At 63.9% G+C, this 15,303-nt stretch carries 13 protein-coding genes; 9 read left to right on the top strand and 4 right to left on the bottom strand.

Translation table 11 applies throughout. The features are described 5' to 3' along the window. Genes G6N55_RS09675 through G6N55_RS09665 form a run of 3 tightly spaced genes read right to left on the bottom strand, consistent with a single transcriptional unit; the run spans position 1 to position 4,819 of the window. Entirely contained in the window at positions 1 to 1,074 is a 1,074-nt protein-coding gene (locus G6N55_RS09675; protein ID WP_139827042.1) for an NAD(P)H-dependent amine dehydrogenase family protein, read from the bottom strand. Beyond that, positions 1,071 to 2,078 (bottom strand): DUF7064 domain-containing protein, encoded by a 1,008-nt coding sequence (locus tag G6N55_RS09670; protein WP_085225875.1) that lies wholly within the window; start codon positions 2,076 to 2,078, stop codon positions 1,071 to 1,073. The genes G6N55_RS09675 and G6N55_RS09670 overlap by 4 nt, the downstream gene beginning before the upstream one ends. Beyond that, positions 2,075 to 4,819, bottom strand: a complete 2,745-nt coding sequence (locus G6N55_RS09665) for a PEP/pyruvate-binding domain-containing protein (RefSeq protein ID WP_163667259.1) — start codon at positions 4,817 to 4,819, stop codon at positions 2,075 to 2,077. The genes G6N55_RS09670 and G6N55_RS09665 overlap by 4 nt, the downstream gene beginning before the upstream one ends. Positions 4,820 to 4,950: 131 nt before the next feature. On the opposite strand from G6N55_RS09665, the gene G6N55_RS09660 reads away from it, so the two are divergent. The 4 genes from G6N55_RS09660 (at position 4,951) to G6N55_RS09645 (ending at position 9,536) form a co-directional block, all read left to right on the top strand. Further along, positions 4,951 to 6,342 (top strand): protoporphyrinogen/coproporphyrinogen oxidase, encoded by a 1,392-nt coding sequence (locus G6N55_RS09660; protein WP_163667255.1) that lies wholly within the window; start codon positions 4,951 to 4,953, stop codon positions 6,340 to 6,342. 55 nt (positions 6,343 to 6,397) lie between these two features. Beyond that, on the top strand, positions 6,398 to 7,084 hold the full coding sequence (locus tag G6N55_RS09655; protein WP_139827043.1) for a TetR/AcrR family transcriptional regulator: 687 nt from the start codon (positions 6,398 to 6,400) through the stop codon (positions 7,082 to 7,084). After that, positions 7,062 to 7,745: a TetR/AcrR family transcriptional regulator gene (locus G6N55_RS09650; RefSeq protein ID WP_139827044.1), complete on the top strand. Its 684-nt coding sequence runs from the start codon at positions 7,062 to 7,064 to the stop codon at positions 7,743 to 7,745. Before G6N55_RS09655 ends, G6N55_RS09650 begins: the two co-directional genes overlap by 23 nt. 87 nt (positions 7,746 to 7,832) lie before the next feature. Next, the gene (locus G6N55_RS09645; RefSeq protein WP_085225882.1) at positions 7,833 to 9,536 is read left to right on the top strand and encodes a phytoene desaturase family protein; all 1,704 of its coding nucleotides are present in this window, start codon (positions 7,833 to 7,835) and stop codon (positions 9,534 to 9,536) included. A 428-nt stretch (positions 9,537 to 9,964) separates the two neighbouring features. Here G6N55_RS09645 and G6N55_RS09640 read toward each other — a convergent pair whose 3' ends face one another. Continuing rightward, positions 9,965 to 10,303, bottom strand: a complete 339-nt coding sequence (locus G6N55_RS09640) for a hypothetical protein (protein WP_163667251.1) — start codon at positions 10,301 to 10,303, stop codon at positions 9,965 to 9,967. A gap of 182 nt (positions 10,304 to 10,485) precedes the next feature. On the opposite strand from G6N55_RS09640, the gene G6N55_RS09635 reads away from it, so the two are divergent. From G6N55_RS09635 to ctaD, 5 genes are read left to right on the top strand one after another with little or no spacing between them, the layout of a single operon-like run. Next, complete coding sequence (locus G6N55_RS09635) at positions 10,486 to 11,256, top strand: SDR family NAD(P)-dependent oxidoreductase (protein WP_085225886.1); 771 nt, start codon at positions 10,486 to 10,488, stop codon at positions 11,254 to 11,256. Positions 11,257 to 11,274: 18 nt separating this feature from the next. After that, a complete protein-coding gene (gene msrB / locus G6N55_RS09630) occupies positions 11,275 to 11,763 on the top strand; it encodes a peptide-methionine (R)-S-oxide reductase MsrB (RefSeq protein WP_085225888.1) in 489 nt (162 codons plus the stop codon). Further along, on the top strand, positions 11,760 to 12,317 hold the full coding sequence (gene msrA / locus G6N55_RS09625; RefSeq protein WP_085225890.1) for a peptide-methionine (S)-S-oxide reductase MsrA: 558 nt from the start codon (positions 11,760 to 11,762) through the stop codon (positions 12,315 to 12,317). The genes msrB and msrA overlap by 4 nt, the downstream gene beginning before the upstream one ends. Before the next feature lie 14 nt (positions 12,318 to 12,331). Further along, positions 12,332 to 13,420 (top strand): transaldolase, encoded by a 1,089-nt coding sequence (gene tal / locus G6N55_RS09620; RefSeq protein ID WP_085225892.1) that lies wholly within the window; start codon positions 12,332 to 12,334, stop codon positions 13,418 to 13,420. A 45-nt stretch (positions 13,421 to 13,465) separates the two neighbouring features. Next, positions 13,466 to 15,169, top strand: coding sequence for an aa3-type cytochrome oxidase subunit I (gene ctaD / locus G6N55_RS09615; protein ID WP_085225894.1), 1,704 nt, complete (start codon positions 13,466 to 13,468; stop codon positions 15,167 to 15,169). The last annotated feature ends 134 nt before the right edge of the window (positions 15,170 to 15,303 follow it).

Genomic DNA, 15,303 nt, shown 5'->3' with positions numbered 1-15,303 from the left:
TCAGCCTGACCGCCAGTGGCCGAAGATCTTCTCCTGCAGGAATCCTGGCGGAGCGGCGACGACGTCGGGGATGGAATTGATGCAGACCGTGGCGGTGGGGAAGGAGAACGAGGATGCGTCTTCGTCGTCGGTGTAGACCATGTCGACTTTGAGTCCGGGGTGGCCGTCGATCTCGACTCTCACGAAATATGGTGGTGGCTTGCCCTTCTCGCCCTTCGGGGCGAGTACCCAATCCTCGGGCATTCCCTCGTCGCCCATGTAAGTGACCCACTGATGCGTGATGAAAGCTTCGCCGCCGCGCATCCCGGAGAATTCGTGGAGAACGGCCCTGATCGTGCCCTCCTTGAGAGTGCCCATGGCGACGTCCATTTCGCGATCGGTGAGGACCACGTCTGCCCTGCTCGGCATCACCATGTCGAGTTCGACACCAAGCAGGTCGGCGAGTTTGGCGACTGCGGCCGGCAGCAGGCGCAGCCCGTAGTACAGGACCCCGGGGGAGTCCAGGCTGCGCTCCTCGGGCCGCTTGCCGAACCCGACCTCGGAAAGCAGCAGTTCGCCCGGATTGGTCGACACGTCCATCGACTCGATCATGCGGATTTTGTCGATCTTGGCGACGCTCCCGCTGAGCAAAGCTGCCACCCGGTCGCACACGAATCCTGGGTCGATCCCCGCTCCGTACAGGGTGGAACTGCCTTTGGCGCAGGCCGTTTCCAGCTTCGCCATTCGCTCCGGGCCTTCGATCAGCGGGGAGAAATACGATGCCGTCGAGATGACATTTTTGCCGGATTCCAGCAGGGCGATCACGTCGTCGTCGAATGGCAGCAGTCCCTGCGGGCCGACGCCCACCGAGCAGTGGACTACCACATCGGCGTCGAGGTCGAGGATCGCCTGCCGGGACGTGGTGGCCAGTACGCCGGTGGGTGGTCGTCCGCATAATTCGCCTGCGTCGCGACCGTCCTTCGCGGCCGAGGACACCCATACCCCGGCGAGTTCGAGATCGGGGTGGTCGATGATCTGTCGGAGGCTCCAGCTTCCTACCGAGCCTGTCGCCCATTGCACTACGCGATACGTCATGAACCAACCTTCCGTGCCAGGCGGCCGGCCCGGTTCGTGCGTTCCACCCATCCGGTGCCACGCTCGCCGTTCCACTCCACAACCGTTGGCCCCTCGACATTGATCGTGTTGCGTTCATCGGTCCAGCTTGTGCCCAAGGGCATTTCGAGTGGATGCGCCAGGTGGAAGGACATCGCATGCATCATCGTGACGTCTATGGACATCGGACCGAGTTCGCTATCGAGTTCCACGGTGAACGTCCTGGGCGTTCCCGCCGGATCCTCGAGCCCGGGAGTCCTGATCGGCGATGCCGGCACCATCTTGCCGTCTTCGACGACGAATCCGAACTTGGCATGCTCCGGGCCGTGATCGCTGTCGTGCCAGGCTTCGAGAACCAGAAAAACCCGACCGCTCGGGAAAAACCCGTAGCACCAGGCATGCCGGTCCAGCGTCAGGTAGTTCCGCCGTCCCCAGGTGTGGTCGCGAAACGCGAGGCAGTCAACGTGAATGGCCTCGGCCCCGTCGATGACGATGTCGCCGGTCACGCGGCCGCCCTGCTCCAGGTGGCCATCACCCCAGTCCTGGTTGTCCATCGCGGCACCGGCGCTGAAGGTGCCGAACACCCCATCGAAAATCATGTCGACCTCGAGCGACACCGTTGGGCCGTCGGGGACGATAGCGCTGGCCGCGATGTCGGTCGTGGTTTTGGTCGCGTGTCCGCTGAACCGGGCGTGCCAGCGTTGCAGGGGTTCCTCGACGGTGAACGAACAGTTACCCGAGCTCGCTACATCGAGATTGTTGCCGTGCGCTCCGAATTCCCTGCGGCACAGAATCTCTCCACCGGGACGGTAGATCACCACCAGGCCTTCCCAGCGGTTCGGATCGGTGTGCATGCGACTCCAATGCCAATAGAACGCATGCTTGCTGGCCTCGTCGTAGCCCATCAGGATCAAGTTCTCGCTGTACTCGGCAGGCAAGGGCACCGGCAGGTGCAGCTGATCACGCCGGAGGTCGCTTTCGATCATCGGGCCACCTCCGCCATCTCCGCGACCTCGACCTCTTCGTCCTCGGTCTCGATGTGAACCCGGCCGGTGTCGCCGTCGACCGTGATCAGCGCCCCGTCGGGGATCAGCTCGGTGGCACCGGCGATTTGTACTGCGGGGAAACCGTATTCGCGAGCCAACAGCGAACCGTGTGCCAGCATCCCACCGGTTTCCAGCACGATCCCGGAGATGACGAGGAACACCGGAGTCCACCCGGGATCGGTGTGGTTGGTGACCAGGATGTCGCCCTTTTGGACGCGCCCGATCTCCTCGACGCTGTGCAGGACCCGGGCCCTGCCGGTGATGGTGCCGTGGCTGGTTCCGACGCCGGTCAGGTCGCCTTCGGTGTCGGTATCCGTCAGCGTCACCGGCTTGCCGGCCTGCAGGTAGACGGGCAGCTTGGCCTCTCGCGCGACGAAGCGGTCGAAGTCCCGCATCCTCCCGGCAATCTTGGCTTTGACCAACGGCGTCGCCTCACCGCGCCGCAGTACCTCGTAAAGTTCGTTGCGGCTGAGGAATTGGAAGTCACGGTCGCTGCCGAGGATGCCGCGCTCCTGAAGCCTGCGGCTGATCTCGAGGAATGCGCGCTTGGCCGCATACGTCGAGCGGTCGATGTAATACCTCTCGTCGTCACGGACGATCAGGAACTTCAGCAGCCAGTCATGCACCAGTTTGAACAGCTCGGCCCGCAGGAACCCGAAGGGACGCTGCTTGATGTTGTCGACGACCTCGGCCAGGACCGCGTTGCGCCGGGCGTTGACGCGTTGCTCGTTGCCTTCCGGATCGAGCGCCTCGGGGCTGGACAACATCGTCTGCCACGCCCGGTAGTCCATCGAGGGGTCCTCGAGTCTTCGCGGGTAGTAGATATCGCGCTCGGCGTGTCCCCGGTGCGCGTTGGCCCGGGCGAATGCCCGGTATCGGCTCAAGAAATCGCGGCCCGGCCCGGATTCTTCGAGCGCGGTGAAAAATGCGTTTCCTTCGTGGGCGCCGAAAAGTGTTCGCAATTGCTCTGATCCGCGGATCTCTTCCGCAAAGGCAAGCAGCTCGACGTTTTCCTGAAGGGTGGCCGTGCGGCGGGCGGTCCCGGAGAGCAGCTCACCGAAGGCCAGTGGGTTGTCGCCGGTGTACCAATTGGCCAGCATCCAGCCGAGGAAGGAAAACGCGTCCCTGGCGTAGAGGTAATAGCCCGCCCAAAGCTGTTCTGCAAAAGAAAATTCCAGCTCCAATAGGTCTTCGACATGGCGCTCCAGCGCCCGGTCGGAGAGCTTCCGAAGCTGCTCGTCGGGTAGACCGGAAGCCTCATCGACGCGGTTGTAAAACCAGTCGTCGAAGGTCTTCAGGAAAGCGTACGGGGTGTTGGCGGGATCGCCCGCCGCGGTGATGCGGGCGTGCATCTTCAAGTACCGGGCAATGCTGAAGGGCGACGACAAAATCTCACCATGCCAGGTGGGAGGCACGTGGTTGAGCACGTTGGGCCCCGGACGGAAAGCCGGAAACACGGTGTGCTCGATGATGGCCCGCTCCAGCCCGCAGTGGAAGTACGCCTCGGCCTTGTGAAATTTGAACATCCGGCCGCGCTTCATTTCTGGTATTCCCCACAGGTCCGCGCAGCGCGAGTAGGCGCGGGTGAACATCTCTGCCCGCCACGAATAGAACAGGGGCGTCACCGCACCGGTCCACTGCTCGTCGGCCCAGGTCCGCGTCCACACGGCGTCGTCGTGGTCGGGCAGCGTCTGCCAGTCGTCGACGTGGCTGTCCCAGGACAGGTCGACGCCGGTAACCGGTCGCGATTGCAGCAGGTACAGCCGGCCCCGCGCGATGGCCCACTCGATGTCTTGCGGCAGTTCGTCGTACGCGCTCTGCACCAGCCTGCCCAGCGCGCCGAGTTCGGCGAGCTGTTCGTCGGCGAGGGTGAACCGCCCGCGGTCCTCCGCGGCGTTCTCGCGGCTGAGCGTGCCGTGGGCCGCATCGGGATGACGGACGATGGAGACTTCCTTGTTCCCGAGGATGCGCTCGACGGGCTCGAGTGTTTCGCTGTGGAGCACCCAGGAGTCTGGCGTGACGATCCCGGCGACCACGCTTTCGCCCAGACCCCAGTTGGCGTTGATCACCATCTGGTCGGTGTCCGCCGTCACGGGGTTGGCGGTGAAAAGTACACCGGAGACGTCGGATTCGACCATTTCCTGGATCACGACGGCGATCTTGGCGCTGCCATGGTCGATGCCGGCGTTGCGCCGGTAGTGCGTCGCGCGCGCGGTCCACATCGACGCCCAGCAGCGCCGAACCGCGTCGATGACCGCATCGGTGCCACGGATGTCCAGGTAGGTGTCGTGCAACCCCGCAAATGATGTTCCGGCTAGGTCCTCGGCCGTTCCCGAGGACCGCACCGCCACGTAGCAGTCATCGGGCAGCTGCCGGTAGCGCGCGGCGATGTCCGCGGCCAGCTCGGGGGGCAGCGGTGCCTCGACGATGGCGCTGCGGATCCGCGCGGTGGTCTGTTCGAACGCCGCGGCATCGTCGTAATCGGCTTCGCCCAGCAAGGCGGCGATGGGGTCGTTCAACCCGGACTGCTCGATGAAGCTGTCGTATGCCGCGGTGGTGATCACGAACCCCGGCGGGACCGGGAAACCCTTCGCGGTCAGCGCGGCAAGGTTGGCTCCTTTGCCGCCGGTCTGCGCCGCGTCCTGGGCGGCGGGGTCCGCAAAGGCCAAAACATTGCTCACGGCAGAAGTCCGTTCTCTCGTCATTGAGGCTGGTCCAGCGAAGAACTTACAGTATGTCCTTACATAGTGTCGCAAAGTCAAGACACCATGTAAGGTCAGCATGTCAACACGTTGTCGACAAGGAGGTCGCAATGTCGGATTCCGCCGCTTCAGGACCGGTCTTCGTGGTCGGCGCGGGTCCATCGGGCCTCGCTGCTGCGCACCGACTGAACAAGCAAGGGCGTCAGGTCGTCGTGCTGGAGCGGCGCGACCGGGTGGGTGGCCAGCTCTTGACGGTCAAGCGGGACGGCTTCCTGATGGAGACGGGCGCAACCGTGCTTCCCGAGGCGTATGCGGCGGTCATGCGATTGGTCGACGAGATCGGCATGCGCGACGCGCTGATCCCGTCGAACTCGTTGATGGGTTTCGTCCGCGACCAGACGTTGCATCTACTCCGGGCCGACAATCTCGCGCTGGACGCCGCCCGAACCAAACTCCTGTCCGTGCGCGCCAAGTTCCAGGTCGTCAAGCTGGCGATCGATGCGCTGCGAATCGGGAAACTGCTGAGCTACGAGGATCTTTCGATTGCCAGTGCCTATGACCGCGAGACGCCTGCCGCCTATGCCGCTCGGCGTGGGATCGATGGGGAGCTCTACGACTACCTGATAGAGCCGACGGTGCGTGCGGGCGCCGGTGTGCCCGGCGACGTCATCTCGGTCGTGGAGTTCTTCTTCCTGTGGCAGAAGGTGTTGGGTACCAAGCTCTTTGCGTTTCGTGACGGGTACTCGTCGTTCATGCAGCGGCTGGCCGCGCCGTTGGACGTGCGGCTTGGGGTCACTGTCGAGGAAGTCATCGAGCGCCCCGACGGCGTCGAAATCACCTGGACCGGCCCCGACGGCCAGCACACCGAGACCGGCGCGGGCGCGATTGTCAGCTCGATGGGCAACGAAGTTCCCGATCTGCTCCCGCAACTCGAGCCCGATCGTGCCGCGTTCCTGCGAGACCTGCGCTACACCTCCTGCATCAACATCAACGTCGGGCTGTCCCGGCCGCCGGCCGGCATGCCGGCGTCCTTCGTCGTCTTTCCGCGGCCGTCCTCGGACGCATTGTTTGCGATCATTGCCGAGCACAACAAGGCGCCGGGGCGCGCGCCGGCGGGCAAAGGTCTGATCGGCCTGTATTCCATGAACGAATGGGCCGTCGAGCACGCCGACGACGATGACGACGCGGTGCTGGCCGGACTGCTGCGGGACGCCGAACCGTTGATGCCCGGTGTTGCCGACCAGATCGAGTTCGTCCGCGTGAACCGTTGGTATCCGGTCCTGGTGTACAGCCACCCCGGCCTCTACCGCGAGCTCGGCCGTTTCCACGCCACCCGCCGCCGGGGCGGTCGCATCCATCTCGCGGGGTCGTACAACTCGTCCGGCAATGTCAACACCGCCGTTGCGGCCGGCGAGCGCTCCGCCAGGGAACTCGCGGAGGCGCTGACGATTGCGGCCCGCCGCCCGGTGATGCTGGCCCGTCGCCCGGTGGGAGCGGGTTGATGTGGCTGCGGCGCGTCCGGGTCGAGAGCTGAGTGGGTTGCATACTATGTGGACGATGCTTGCAGACCAGCCCGCGGATCTGACGCGGCTTGAGTCGGCGCGGCAACGCAACCGAGAAGAGCGACGCCACGCGATCGTCGCCCGGCTTTCCCCGGCCCTGGAGGTTCTTCTCGAAGAAGGCGCCGTCTACTCCGACCTCAGCGTCGCCACGCTCAGCCGCGCGGCCGACATCTCGCGGTCGCGGTTCTACGTCTACTTCGAAGACACCGGCGATCTCCTGCGCGCACTAACCGAGGACGCGGTCGTGGAACTCTTCGACGCCACGCTCGCATGGTGGACACTGCCGCGCGACGGCACCTGGGAACAGCTCAGATCAGTTACCCAGCGCATCTTCGCCACCTACCGGCAACACCGCCACCTGCTGCGCGCGGTCGAGCAGGTGGCCACCCATGATTCCGGTGTCCGCCAGCACTTCTCGTCGCTGTTCGAGAACGGACTTCGCGGATACGCCGCAGAGTTAGCTCGCGGGCAGACCCGAGGAAGCCTCGATCCCAGCCTTGAATCACGCAGAACCGCGGAGCTTTTGGCTTCGATGACCCAGAGCGGTCTCTACGAGCTCGCCGCCACTGGGCAGTTGGACAATCCCAAGAGATGGGTCGACAGCCTCACCACCATCGTGTGGAACACCCTGTACGCACCCACTCACGACACGACGCAGCATGATGCCTCCGACCACCCGTAGCAAACAGAGCGACCGTGAGTCGCGGCGCATTACGACCCGTGACAAGCTGAGGCGTGCCCTCGAGGAGTTTCATGCGGCCGGGACGCGCTATACCGAGATCAGCGTTGAGAAATTAAGCGCCGCAGCTGATCTCACTCGCACCACCTTTTATGCGTATTTCGACGACAAGGTCGATCTACTGGTGGCCTGGCTCGAGGATGTACGTGTGGCGGCAGGATCGGTACCTACCGAGTGGACTGTGCGGGATAGGGCGCCCACCCGAGCGGAGCTACGGAAGGATGTCGCCGCGGCTCTGGCGCGCTATCGACCGCACTCGGCGGTGCTGGCCGCGGCGCGCGACACGGCTTTGTTCGACACGCGCGCAGACGCCGCCTATCGCGCATTTGTCCGCACCAGCATCGATGATCTCAGCGGGCACATCGAGCGCGGATGCCATGGCGGCTGGATCCAGCCCGAGTTGCCCGCCGCGGAGGTTGCGATGTGGCTGGCCAGCATGGTGCATCGAACCCTTTCCGCCACACCGCCTCTCGACGATGGTGCTTACGAGGATCGGCTCGACGACTACACCGACATCTTCTGGAACACGCTCTACCGGCCCGCTGCCGGTTTCGTGGACGGTCCATCCCAGGCGGCGACGAAGTCTCGCCCCCCGCCCGAGTAATCCGAATGTCCGTGGGCACCGGGGTGTGGTCGGACTATCGAATTTAATATCTCTTAAATTTGTTTCCTCCAAGTGAATGGATGGGTAATGAAGGACTTTCCCACGCCACGCGAAGCAGATGTTGTCGTCGTCGGGTCCGGACACAACGGTCTGGTCGCCGCGGCTTACCTGGCGAAGGCCGGCCTTGATGTGCTCGTCGTGGAGGCCTCTCCGACCGCGGGCGGCATGACGTCGACCAACCCGTTTGCTCCCGAAGCTCCCGAGTACATGATCAACGAGGCGTCGATCCAAGCGTCGTTGTTTCGCACGACGACGATCGACCGAGACCTGGGGTTGTCCCGGAATTATGGGCTGCGTCAAACCGTGATCGACCCAGCGCATTTCCAGTTGTCGGCCGATGGTGCGTCGCTGGGGCTGTGGCGTGATCCGCGAAAGACCGCGGCCGAACTCGAGTACTTCTCCAAGAAAGATGCTCGGGCGCTGCTCGAGCTGTATGAGGTGATCGATGCTGCCGTGCAGATCGGCTTGCCGATGATGCAGACCAACGTGGTCGGGCCGGAGATCAGCAGCATTCTCAAGTCAGCGCGTGCGCTGATGAAAAATCGCAGACAGCTGGTGGCCCTGGGCCGCTGGATGTCGAGCTCGCAGGCCGAGGCCGTCGAGGAGAGCTTCGAGCACGACATGATCCGTGCACCGATGCTAACGGGTCTGCCCTTTATGCCGTTCGACGCCGACATGTCGGGCTGGTCGCTGATCTATCTCGGTGTGCTGTCAAGGTATGGCGTGGCGATGTTCCACGGCGGCACCGGGTCGCTGCCCAAAGCGCTGATCGGCGTCATCAGGGACAACCACGGTGACGTGATCACCAATTCGCCGGTCGAGGAGCTGATCGTCGCCAACAACCGCTGCACCGGCGTCCGGATCAGGGGAGGGGCCGAAATCCTGGCCCGCCGTGCGGTTTTGACCGCCTGCAGTCCCAAGACCACGCTGACCCGCTTACTGCCCCGCGGTGTCTTGGAACCCAAGAAGCAAAACGCCGCTGACCACATCCCGACGCGCAAACGGGGGATTGCCGATGCGAAGGTCAACGTCGCGCTGTCCGGTCGCGTCGATATGTCCAAACACGAGAAGTGGCGTGGCGACGGCATCGATATGCGCCAGGCGTGCAACTGCTACCACACCTATCAGCAGGCGCTGGACGCCGCGAAGGCCTGCGTGCGCGGCGAGGTGCCCGACGCGATCCCGGGATTGGCCCAAGTGACCAACTCGTTCGACCCGTCGATGTCACCGCCGGGCAAGGACCTGTGGTGGTTCTGGACGGGCCTCACACCGTCGTTCCCTCAGGACGGCTGGGACGTCGCGCGCAAGAAGATCACCGACAGCATCCTCCGGGACGCCGAGATCTACTACAAGGGCGTCGCCGACATGCAGGTCGCCGTGCGTCCGCTGGTGCTGCCCGACATCGAGGAACGGTTCTGGGCGATCGACGGCTCGGTTTACCACGTCGACCCCACCATCACCCGTTTCGGCCCCAATAAACCCGTGGCCGGGTTCGCCGGCTACCGCACCCCAGTCGCGGGCCTTTACCTGACGGGATCGGGCACGCATCCGGTCGCCGGCATCAGCGGGATGCCCGGCCAAAATGCCGCCCGCACCATGCTCAAACACTTCAGGCGGGAAGATAGAGGCGGCCGGCTGGGGGTCTTCAAGGAACTGCTGCCGAGCCGCAGAAGGACTCGGCCTGACCCCTATGCTAGCGGTCAAAACGACCCGTTCCCGAGCGGGGACTAACTCTTTAGTCGTCATACGATGGGCGCTCGTGTTGCGGAGGTCGTATTTCGTTTGCTTGGGTTTGCCACCAGTGAACTCCAGTGATGAACCTTCGCGGCTAGGGTGAGGAGGGCTCATGACCTGTCGCCGTCTTGCATGGGTGCTCGGCGCGGTGGTGGTGGTGGCTGCCATCGTTCCCGTCAACGCCCATGGCCAGCCGCCGACGAAGTGCCTGACCAACATTCCCTCGGGCAAGCAGGTCTACGTGCCCTGCGATCTGCTCAACGCCGGCGCCAATTTCCCGCCGGGGCAGCGTTGTCCTCCACCGCTCGAGCAGTACCCGAAAGACGTCGCGGACTGGTGTGGCGTGGGCCCGGGCCTTGCGACTACCACACCCGCCAGTACGACGCCCCCGACGAGCCCCACGACCCCGACAAGCCCTACGCGGCCTACGAGTCCCACGACCTCGACGAGCCCCACGACCTCGACGAGTGCCGCGACTCCGACGACTCCGACGATTCCAACGAGTCCGACGACTCCGACGAGTCCGACCAGCCCGGCGGCTTCGGGCAATCCAGGGTGACGACGTCCTGCTCTCCCGGCCGGGAGTGGCCGCGTGCGGTGGTGTCCAGCCACGCCCGGATGTCGCTGCTGTGTTCGCCGAGCCGGGGTGCTCGGGTTCGGTAAGTCACCGGGGTGGCCGACAGCGTGATCGGGCTCGCGACCTGCAGTCCGTCGTCGCCGTCGTCGGTGCGGCGAATCGGCGCCAGGACGAGCTCGCTACCCACAGCTTCGCCCCGGCGCGACCCCGTGACAGCGGCAACGCTCGGTTGGGCCCGGGGCCACGGCCGAACTCACCCGGGTGAAACAACGCTTGGGTGATGACGGCTCGCCCGGCCAGCCAGCAGAGTGAGGCCAGTTGATGGCCCAGCAGGAGTCGTCGAAATGAACAGCAGGAGGGTCTCTCACCATGCACTTCGATTCCAAGAAGGTCATCGTTGTCGGCGGCAGCGCCGGTATGGGCCGGCAGGTCGCGATCGACGTGGTCGCTCACGGCGGGAGCGCGGTGATCGTCGGCCGGTCGAAAGAACGTGTCGATGACACCGTGACCGAACTGACCGACGGGGGTGGCCAAGCCTGGGGTATCACCGCCGAACTCACCGATCGTGCCGCCGTTGCGGATGTGCAGCGTGCGCTTTCCGAGCAGCACGGCGATGCGACGCTGTTGGTCAATGCTGCCGGATTCTTCATCCCCAAGCCGTTTCTCGAGTACGACGCCGCGTCCTATGACTCCTACATGGAGCTCAACTATGCGCTGTTCTTCCTGACGCAAACCGTCGTCGCGGGCATGATCGCCAAGGGTGAGGGCGGGGCCATCGTCAACATCGGCAGCATGTGGGCACATCAGGCGATCGGTCTGACCCCCTCGTCGGTCTACTCGATGCAAAAGGCTGGGCTGCATGCGCTGACGCACAATCTGGCGATCGAGCTTGCCGGGCATCAGATTCGGGTCAATGCGGTGGCGCCGGCCGTCGTCAAGACCCCGCTCTACGAGAGCTTCATCCCGAAGGACGAGATCGACGCCACGCTAGCCACTTTCGCGCCAATTCATCCCCTCGGACGAGTGGGCACCCCCGCCGACGTCGCCAACGCCGTGACGTATCTGCTGTCTGATGAGGCCAGCTGGGTCACCGGCGCCATTCTCAACGTCGACGGCGGCATCATGGCCGGCCGCAACTGACCCGCTGGAGGAATATCCGTGTCACACCAATACCGCAAGAGCCCTGCCGCGGTTGACGCGCTGAGCCCCGAGCAGTACCAGGTCACCCAGGAGAACGGTACCGAGCTTCCGTTCACCGGTGAGCATTGCAACAACCACGAACCCGGCATCTACGTTGACATTGTGTCTGGCGAACCGCTTTTCGCCTCGGTGAACAAATTCGACAGCGGAAGCGGCTGGCCCAGTTTCACCCAGCCGATCAACGCCGACAGCCTTGTTGAGCGGCGCGACCGCAGCCACTTCATGGATCGGGTCGAGGTGCGGTCAGCCCACGCCGACAGCCATCTGGGGCATGTATTCCCGGACGGTCCCGCCGAAGCCGGCGGGCTGCGCTACTGCATCAACTCAGCATCGCTGCGATTCATCCACCGCGACGACCTGGAAGCCCAGGGTTATGGGCAATATCTGGGCTTGTTCACCAAAGACACGTCGGAGCAACACCATAGCGTCGGCGAGGAGAAATCATGACTGACCACAACAAGATTGCCGTTCTCGCCGGTGGGTGCTTTTGGGGCATGGAGGATCTGTTCCGCAGGCAGCCCGGTGTCGTGTCCACGCGTGTCGGCTACACCGGCGGCAGCAACAGACACCCCACCTACCGCAATCACCCCGGCCACGCCGAGGCGCTCGAAATCACCTACGACCCAGACGAGACCGATTACCGGGCACTGCTGGAATTCTTCTTCCAGATCCACGACCCGACCACCAAGAACCGTCAGGGCAACGATGTCGGGACCAGTTACCGGTCGGCGATTTTCTATCTGGACGACGAGCAAAAGCAGACCGCACTGCACACCATCGCCGAGATCGAGGGTTCGGGGCGTTGGCCCGGCGCAGTCGTCACCGAAGTCAACCCGGCCGGCGAGTTTTGGGAAGCCGAACCCGAGCACCAGAATTACTTGCAACACTACCCATCCGGCTACACCTGCCACTACGTCCGCCCCGAGTGGGCGTTGCCCGACCGCGGTGACGGCGCCGGCGCGGGGGCAGCTACGGCAGAACATGCCACGCCCACTCAATAACGTGCGGTGAACGGATGACGCAGAGCCCGAATCTGGCTAGATTGTCGGCGGCCGGGGTGTCGGTCTGGCTGGATGACTTGTCTCGCGACCTGTTGCAATCCGGCAAGCTGCAGCGGCTGATCGACACGAGAAGCGTTGTCGGCGTGACCACTAACCCGTCCACCTTTGAGCGCGCGCTAACCCACGGCCGCACCTACGATGCCCAGCTCGCTGGGCTGACGGCCCGCGGAATCGACCTCGAAACCGCGGTCCGCACCGCGATCACCGACGACGTCCGGGCGGCCTGCGATGTGCTGCGCCCGCAGTGGGAGGCCTCCGACGGCGTCGACGGAAGAGTGTCCATTGAAGTAGATCCGTCGCTGGCGCACGACACCGATGCGACGGTCGCGCAGGCCGTCGAGTTGTCCAAGATCGTCGACCGGCCCAACGTGTTCATCAAAATACCGGCCACCGCGGCGGGACTGCCTGCGATCACCGCGGCGCTGGCCAAAGGTGTCTCCGTCAACGTGACGTTGATCTTTTCCGTACAGCGACACCGAGCGGTGATGAATGCCTACCTGGCCGGCATCGAAGCCGCCCGGCACGCCGGCGCTGATCTATCTCAAATACATTCGGTAGCATCACTTTTCGTGTCCAGGGTGGACACCGAGGTCGACAAGCGACTTGAGGCGATCGGCACCGATGAGGCGCTCGCACTGCGGGGACAGGCGGGCGTCGCCAACGCGCGATTGGCCTACGCCGCCTACCGGCAGGTCTTCGAAGCCGAGCCGCGCTACGCCGCGCTGCGCGCCGCGGGTGCTCGCGTGCAACGCCCATTATGGGCCTCTACCGGCGTCAAAAATACCGCGTACCCCGACACGATGTATGTCACCGAACTCGTCGCGCCCAACACGGTCAGCACCATTCCTGAGGCGACACTTGAGGCGGTGGCCGAGCGCGGTGTCACCGCCGATGACAACGTGACGGGCAAGGCGACGCAGGCGCACGAAGCCGTTGACCGGCTGACTGCTGTTGGTATCGATCTGCCCGATGTGTTCGTTGTACTTGAACATGAAGGCGTGTCCAAGTTCGCATCCTCCTGGTCGCGGGCACTTCAACGCTAGAGATTCCGTGAGGCATCAACTTTCACCCGGCTAGGAGACCGACCCATGTCCACCTCGGCGCCCCCGTTGGGAGGGCTTCGTGCCAGTCGGCCTTTCCCGGCGCGCATCGGCCCCAAGGGCACCTTCATCTATCGTGTGATCACGACGACCGATCACAAGCTGATCGGGATCATGTACCTCGTTGCCTGCTTCAGCTTCTTCTTCATCGGCGGCCTGATGGCGCTGTTGATGCGCGCGGAATTGGCGGCACCCGGGCTACAGTTTTTGTCCAACGAGCAGTACAACCAGCTGTTCACCATGCACGGCACGGTGATGTTGCTGTTCTACGCGACTCCGATCGTGTTCGGGTTCGCCAACTTGGTGCTGCCCCTGCAAATCGGTGCCCCCGATGTCGCGTTTCCCCGGCTCAACGCATTGTCATTCTGGCTCTTTGTGTTTGGCGCACTGATCGCCCTGGCAGGCTTCCTCGCACCCGGCGGCGCCGCGGACTTCGGCTGGACCGCCTACACCCCGTTGTCCGACGCGATCCACTCGCCGGGGCCGGGGGGTGACCTGTGGATCCTGGGACTGATCGTCGGTGGGTTGGGCACCATCTTGGGCGGGGTCAACATGATCACCACCGTGGTGTGCCTGCGCGCGCCGGGCATGACGATGTTTCGGATGCCGATCTTCACCTGGAACATCCTGGTGACCAGCATCATGGTGCTGGTGGCCTTTCCGCTGCTGACCTCCGCACTGTTCGGGTTGGCCGCCGACCGCCACCTCGGCGCACACGTATTTGACCCGGCCAACGGCGGAGTTCTGTTGTGGCAGCATCTGTTCTGGTTTTTCGGCCACCCTGAGGTCTACATCATCGCGCTGCCATTCTTCGGCATCATCAGCGAGGTCATCCCGGTGTTCTCCCGCAAGCCGATGTTCGGCTACACGACCATGGTGTATGCCACCATCAGCATCGGCGCACTGTCGATTGCGGTGTGGGCCCATCATCTGTACGCCACCGGCGCGGTGCTGCTGCCGTTCTTTTCGTTCATGACCTACCTCATCGCGGTCCCCACCGGAATCAAGTTCGTCAACTGGATCGGCACCATGTGGAAGGGCCAGCTGACCTTCGAAACCCCAATGCTTTTCGCGACGGGCTTTTTGGTGACATTCCTGTTGGGCGGTTTGTCGGGTGTGCTGCTGGCCAGCCCGCCGATCGACTTCCACGTCACCGACACCTACTTCGTGGTCGCCCACTTCCACTACGTGCTGTTCGGCACCATCGTGTTCGCCACCTACGCCGGGGTGTATTTCTGGTTCCCTAAGATGACCGGGCGGCTGCTCGATGAACGGCTGGGCAAGTTGCACTTCTGGCTGACGCTGATCGGCTTTCACACAACATTTTTGGTTCAGCACTGGCTTGGCAATCAGGGGATGCCGCGGCGATACGCCGACTACCTGCCCACCGACGGGTTCACCGGGCTGAACGTCGTCTCAACGATCGGGGCATTCATCCTCGGGGCTTCGATACTGCCGTTTGTGTGGAATGTGTTTCGTAGCTGGCGCTACGGCGAACCGGTAACCGTCGACGATCCGTGGGGCTATGGCAACTCCCTGGAGTGGGCAACGAGCAGCCCACCTCCGCGGCACAACTTCACCGAACTGCCCCGCATCCGCTCTGAGCGGCCCGCCTTCGAACTGCACTATCCGCACATGATCGAACGGATGCGCACAGAGGCCCACCTGCGCGCAGGAGCGAACGCGCGATAACTGCCACTGGAACATTCACGAGCGGGGCCGGGGTGGGCGCTTCGATGACGAAAACTGTTGGGTTTTTTGCGCACAAAGAGCGGCCGGCGCGTGGTCGAGGCTGTCGTCCATCACCCGGGTGAGTGACGGAGGTG

The sequence above is a fragment of the Mycobacterium florentinum genome (assembly GCF_010730355.1).
In the GTDB taxonomy this organism is placed as follows: Bacteria; Actinomycetota; Actinomycetes; order Mycobacteriales; family Mycobacteriaceae; genus Mycobacterium; species Mycobacterium florentinum.
Note: the sequence above shows the minus strand (reverse complement) of the source record. Positions and strands in the feature narration are given on the sequence as shown.

Bases quoted from the DNA above. Each gene is read 5' to 3' on its own strand.
- G6N55_RS09675 (WP_139827042.1), bottom strand. From the start codon at position 1,074: ATGACGTATCGCGTAGTGCAATGGGCGACAGGCTCGGTAGGAAGCTGG.
- G6N55_RS09670 (WP_085225875.1), bottom strand. From the start codon at position 2,078: ATGATCGAAAGCGACCTCCGGCGTGATCAGCTGCACCTGCCGGTGCCC.
- G6N55_RS09660 (WP_163667255.1), top strand. From the start codon at position 4,951: ATGTCGGATTCCGCCGCTTCAGGACCGGTCTTCGTGGTCGGCGCGGGT.
- G6N55_RS09655 (WP_139827043.1), top strand. From the start codon at position 6,398: ATGCTTGCAGACCAGCCCGCGGATCTGACGCGGCTTGAGTCGGCGCGG.
- G6N55_RS09650 (WP_139827044.1), top strand. From the start codon at position 7,062: ATGATGCCTCCGACCACCCGTAGCAAACAGAGCGACCGTGAGTCGCGG.
- G6N55_RS09645 (WP_085225882.1), top strand. From the start codon at position 7,833: ATGAAGGACTTTCCCACGCCACGCGAAGCAGATGTTGTCGTCGTCGGG.
- G6N55_RS09635 (WP_085225886.1), top strand. From the start codon at position 10,486: ATGCACTTCGATTCCAAGAAGGTCATCGTTGTCGGCGGCAGCGCCGGT.
- msrA (WP_085225890.1), top strand. From the start codon at position 11,760: ATGACTGACCACAACAAGATTGCCGTTCTCGCCGGTGGGTGCTTTTGG.
- tal (WP_085225892.1), top strand. From the start codon at position 12,332: ATGACGCAGAGCCCGAATCTGGCTAGATTGTCGGCGGCCGGGGTGTCG.
- ctaD (WP_085225894.1), top strand. From the start codon at position 13,466: ATGTCCACCTCGGCGCCCCCGTTGGGAGGGCTTCGTGCCAGTCGGCCT.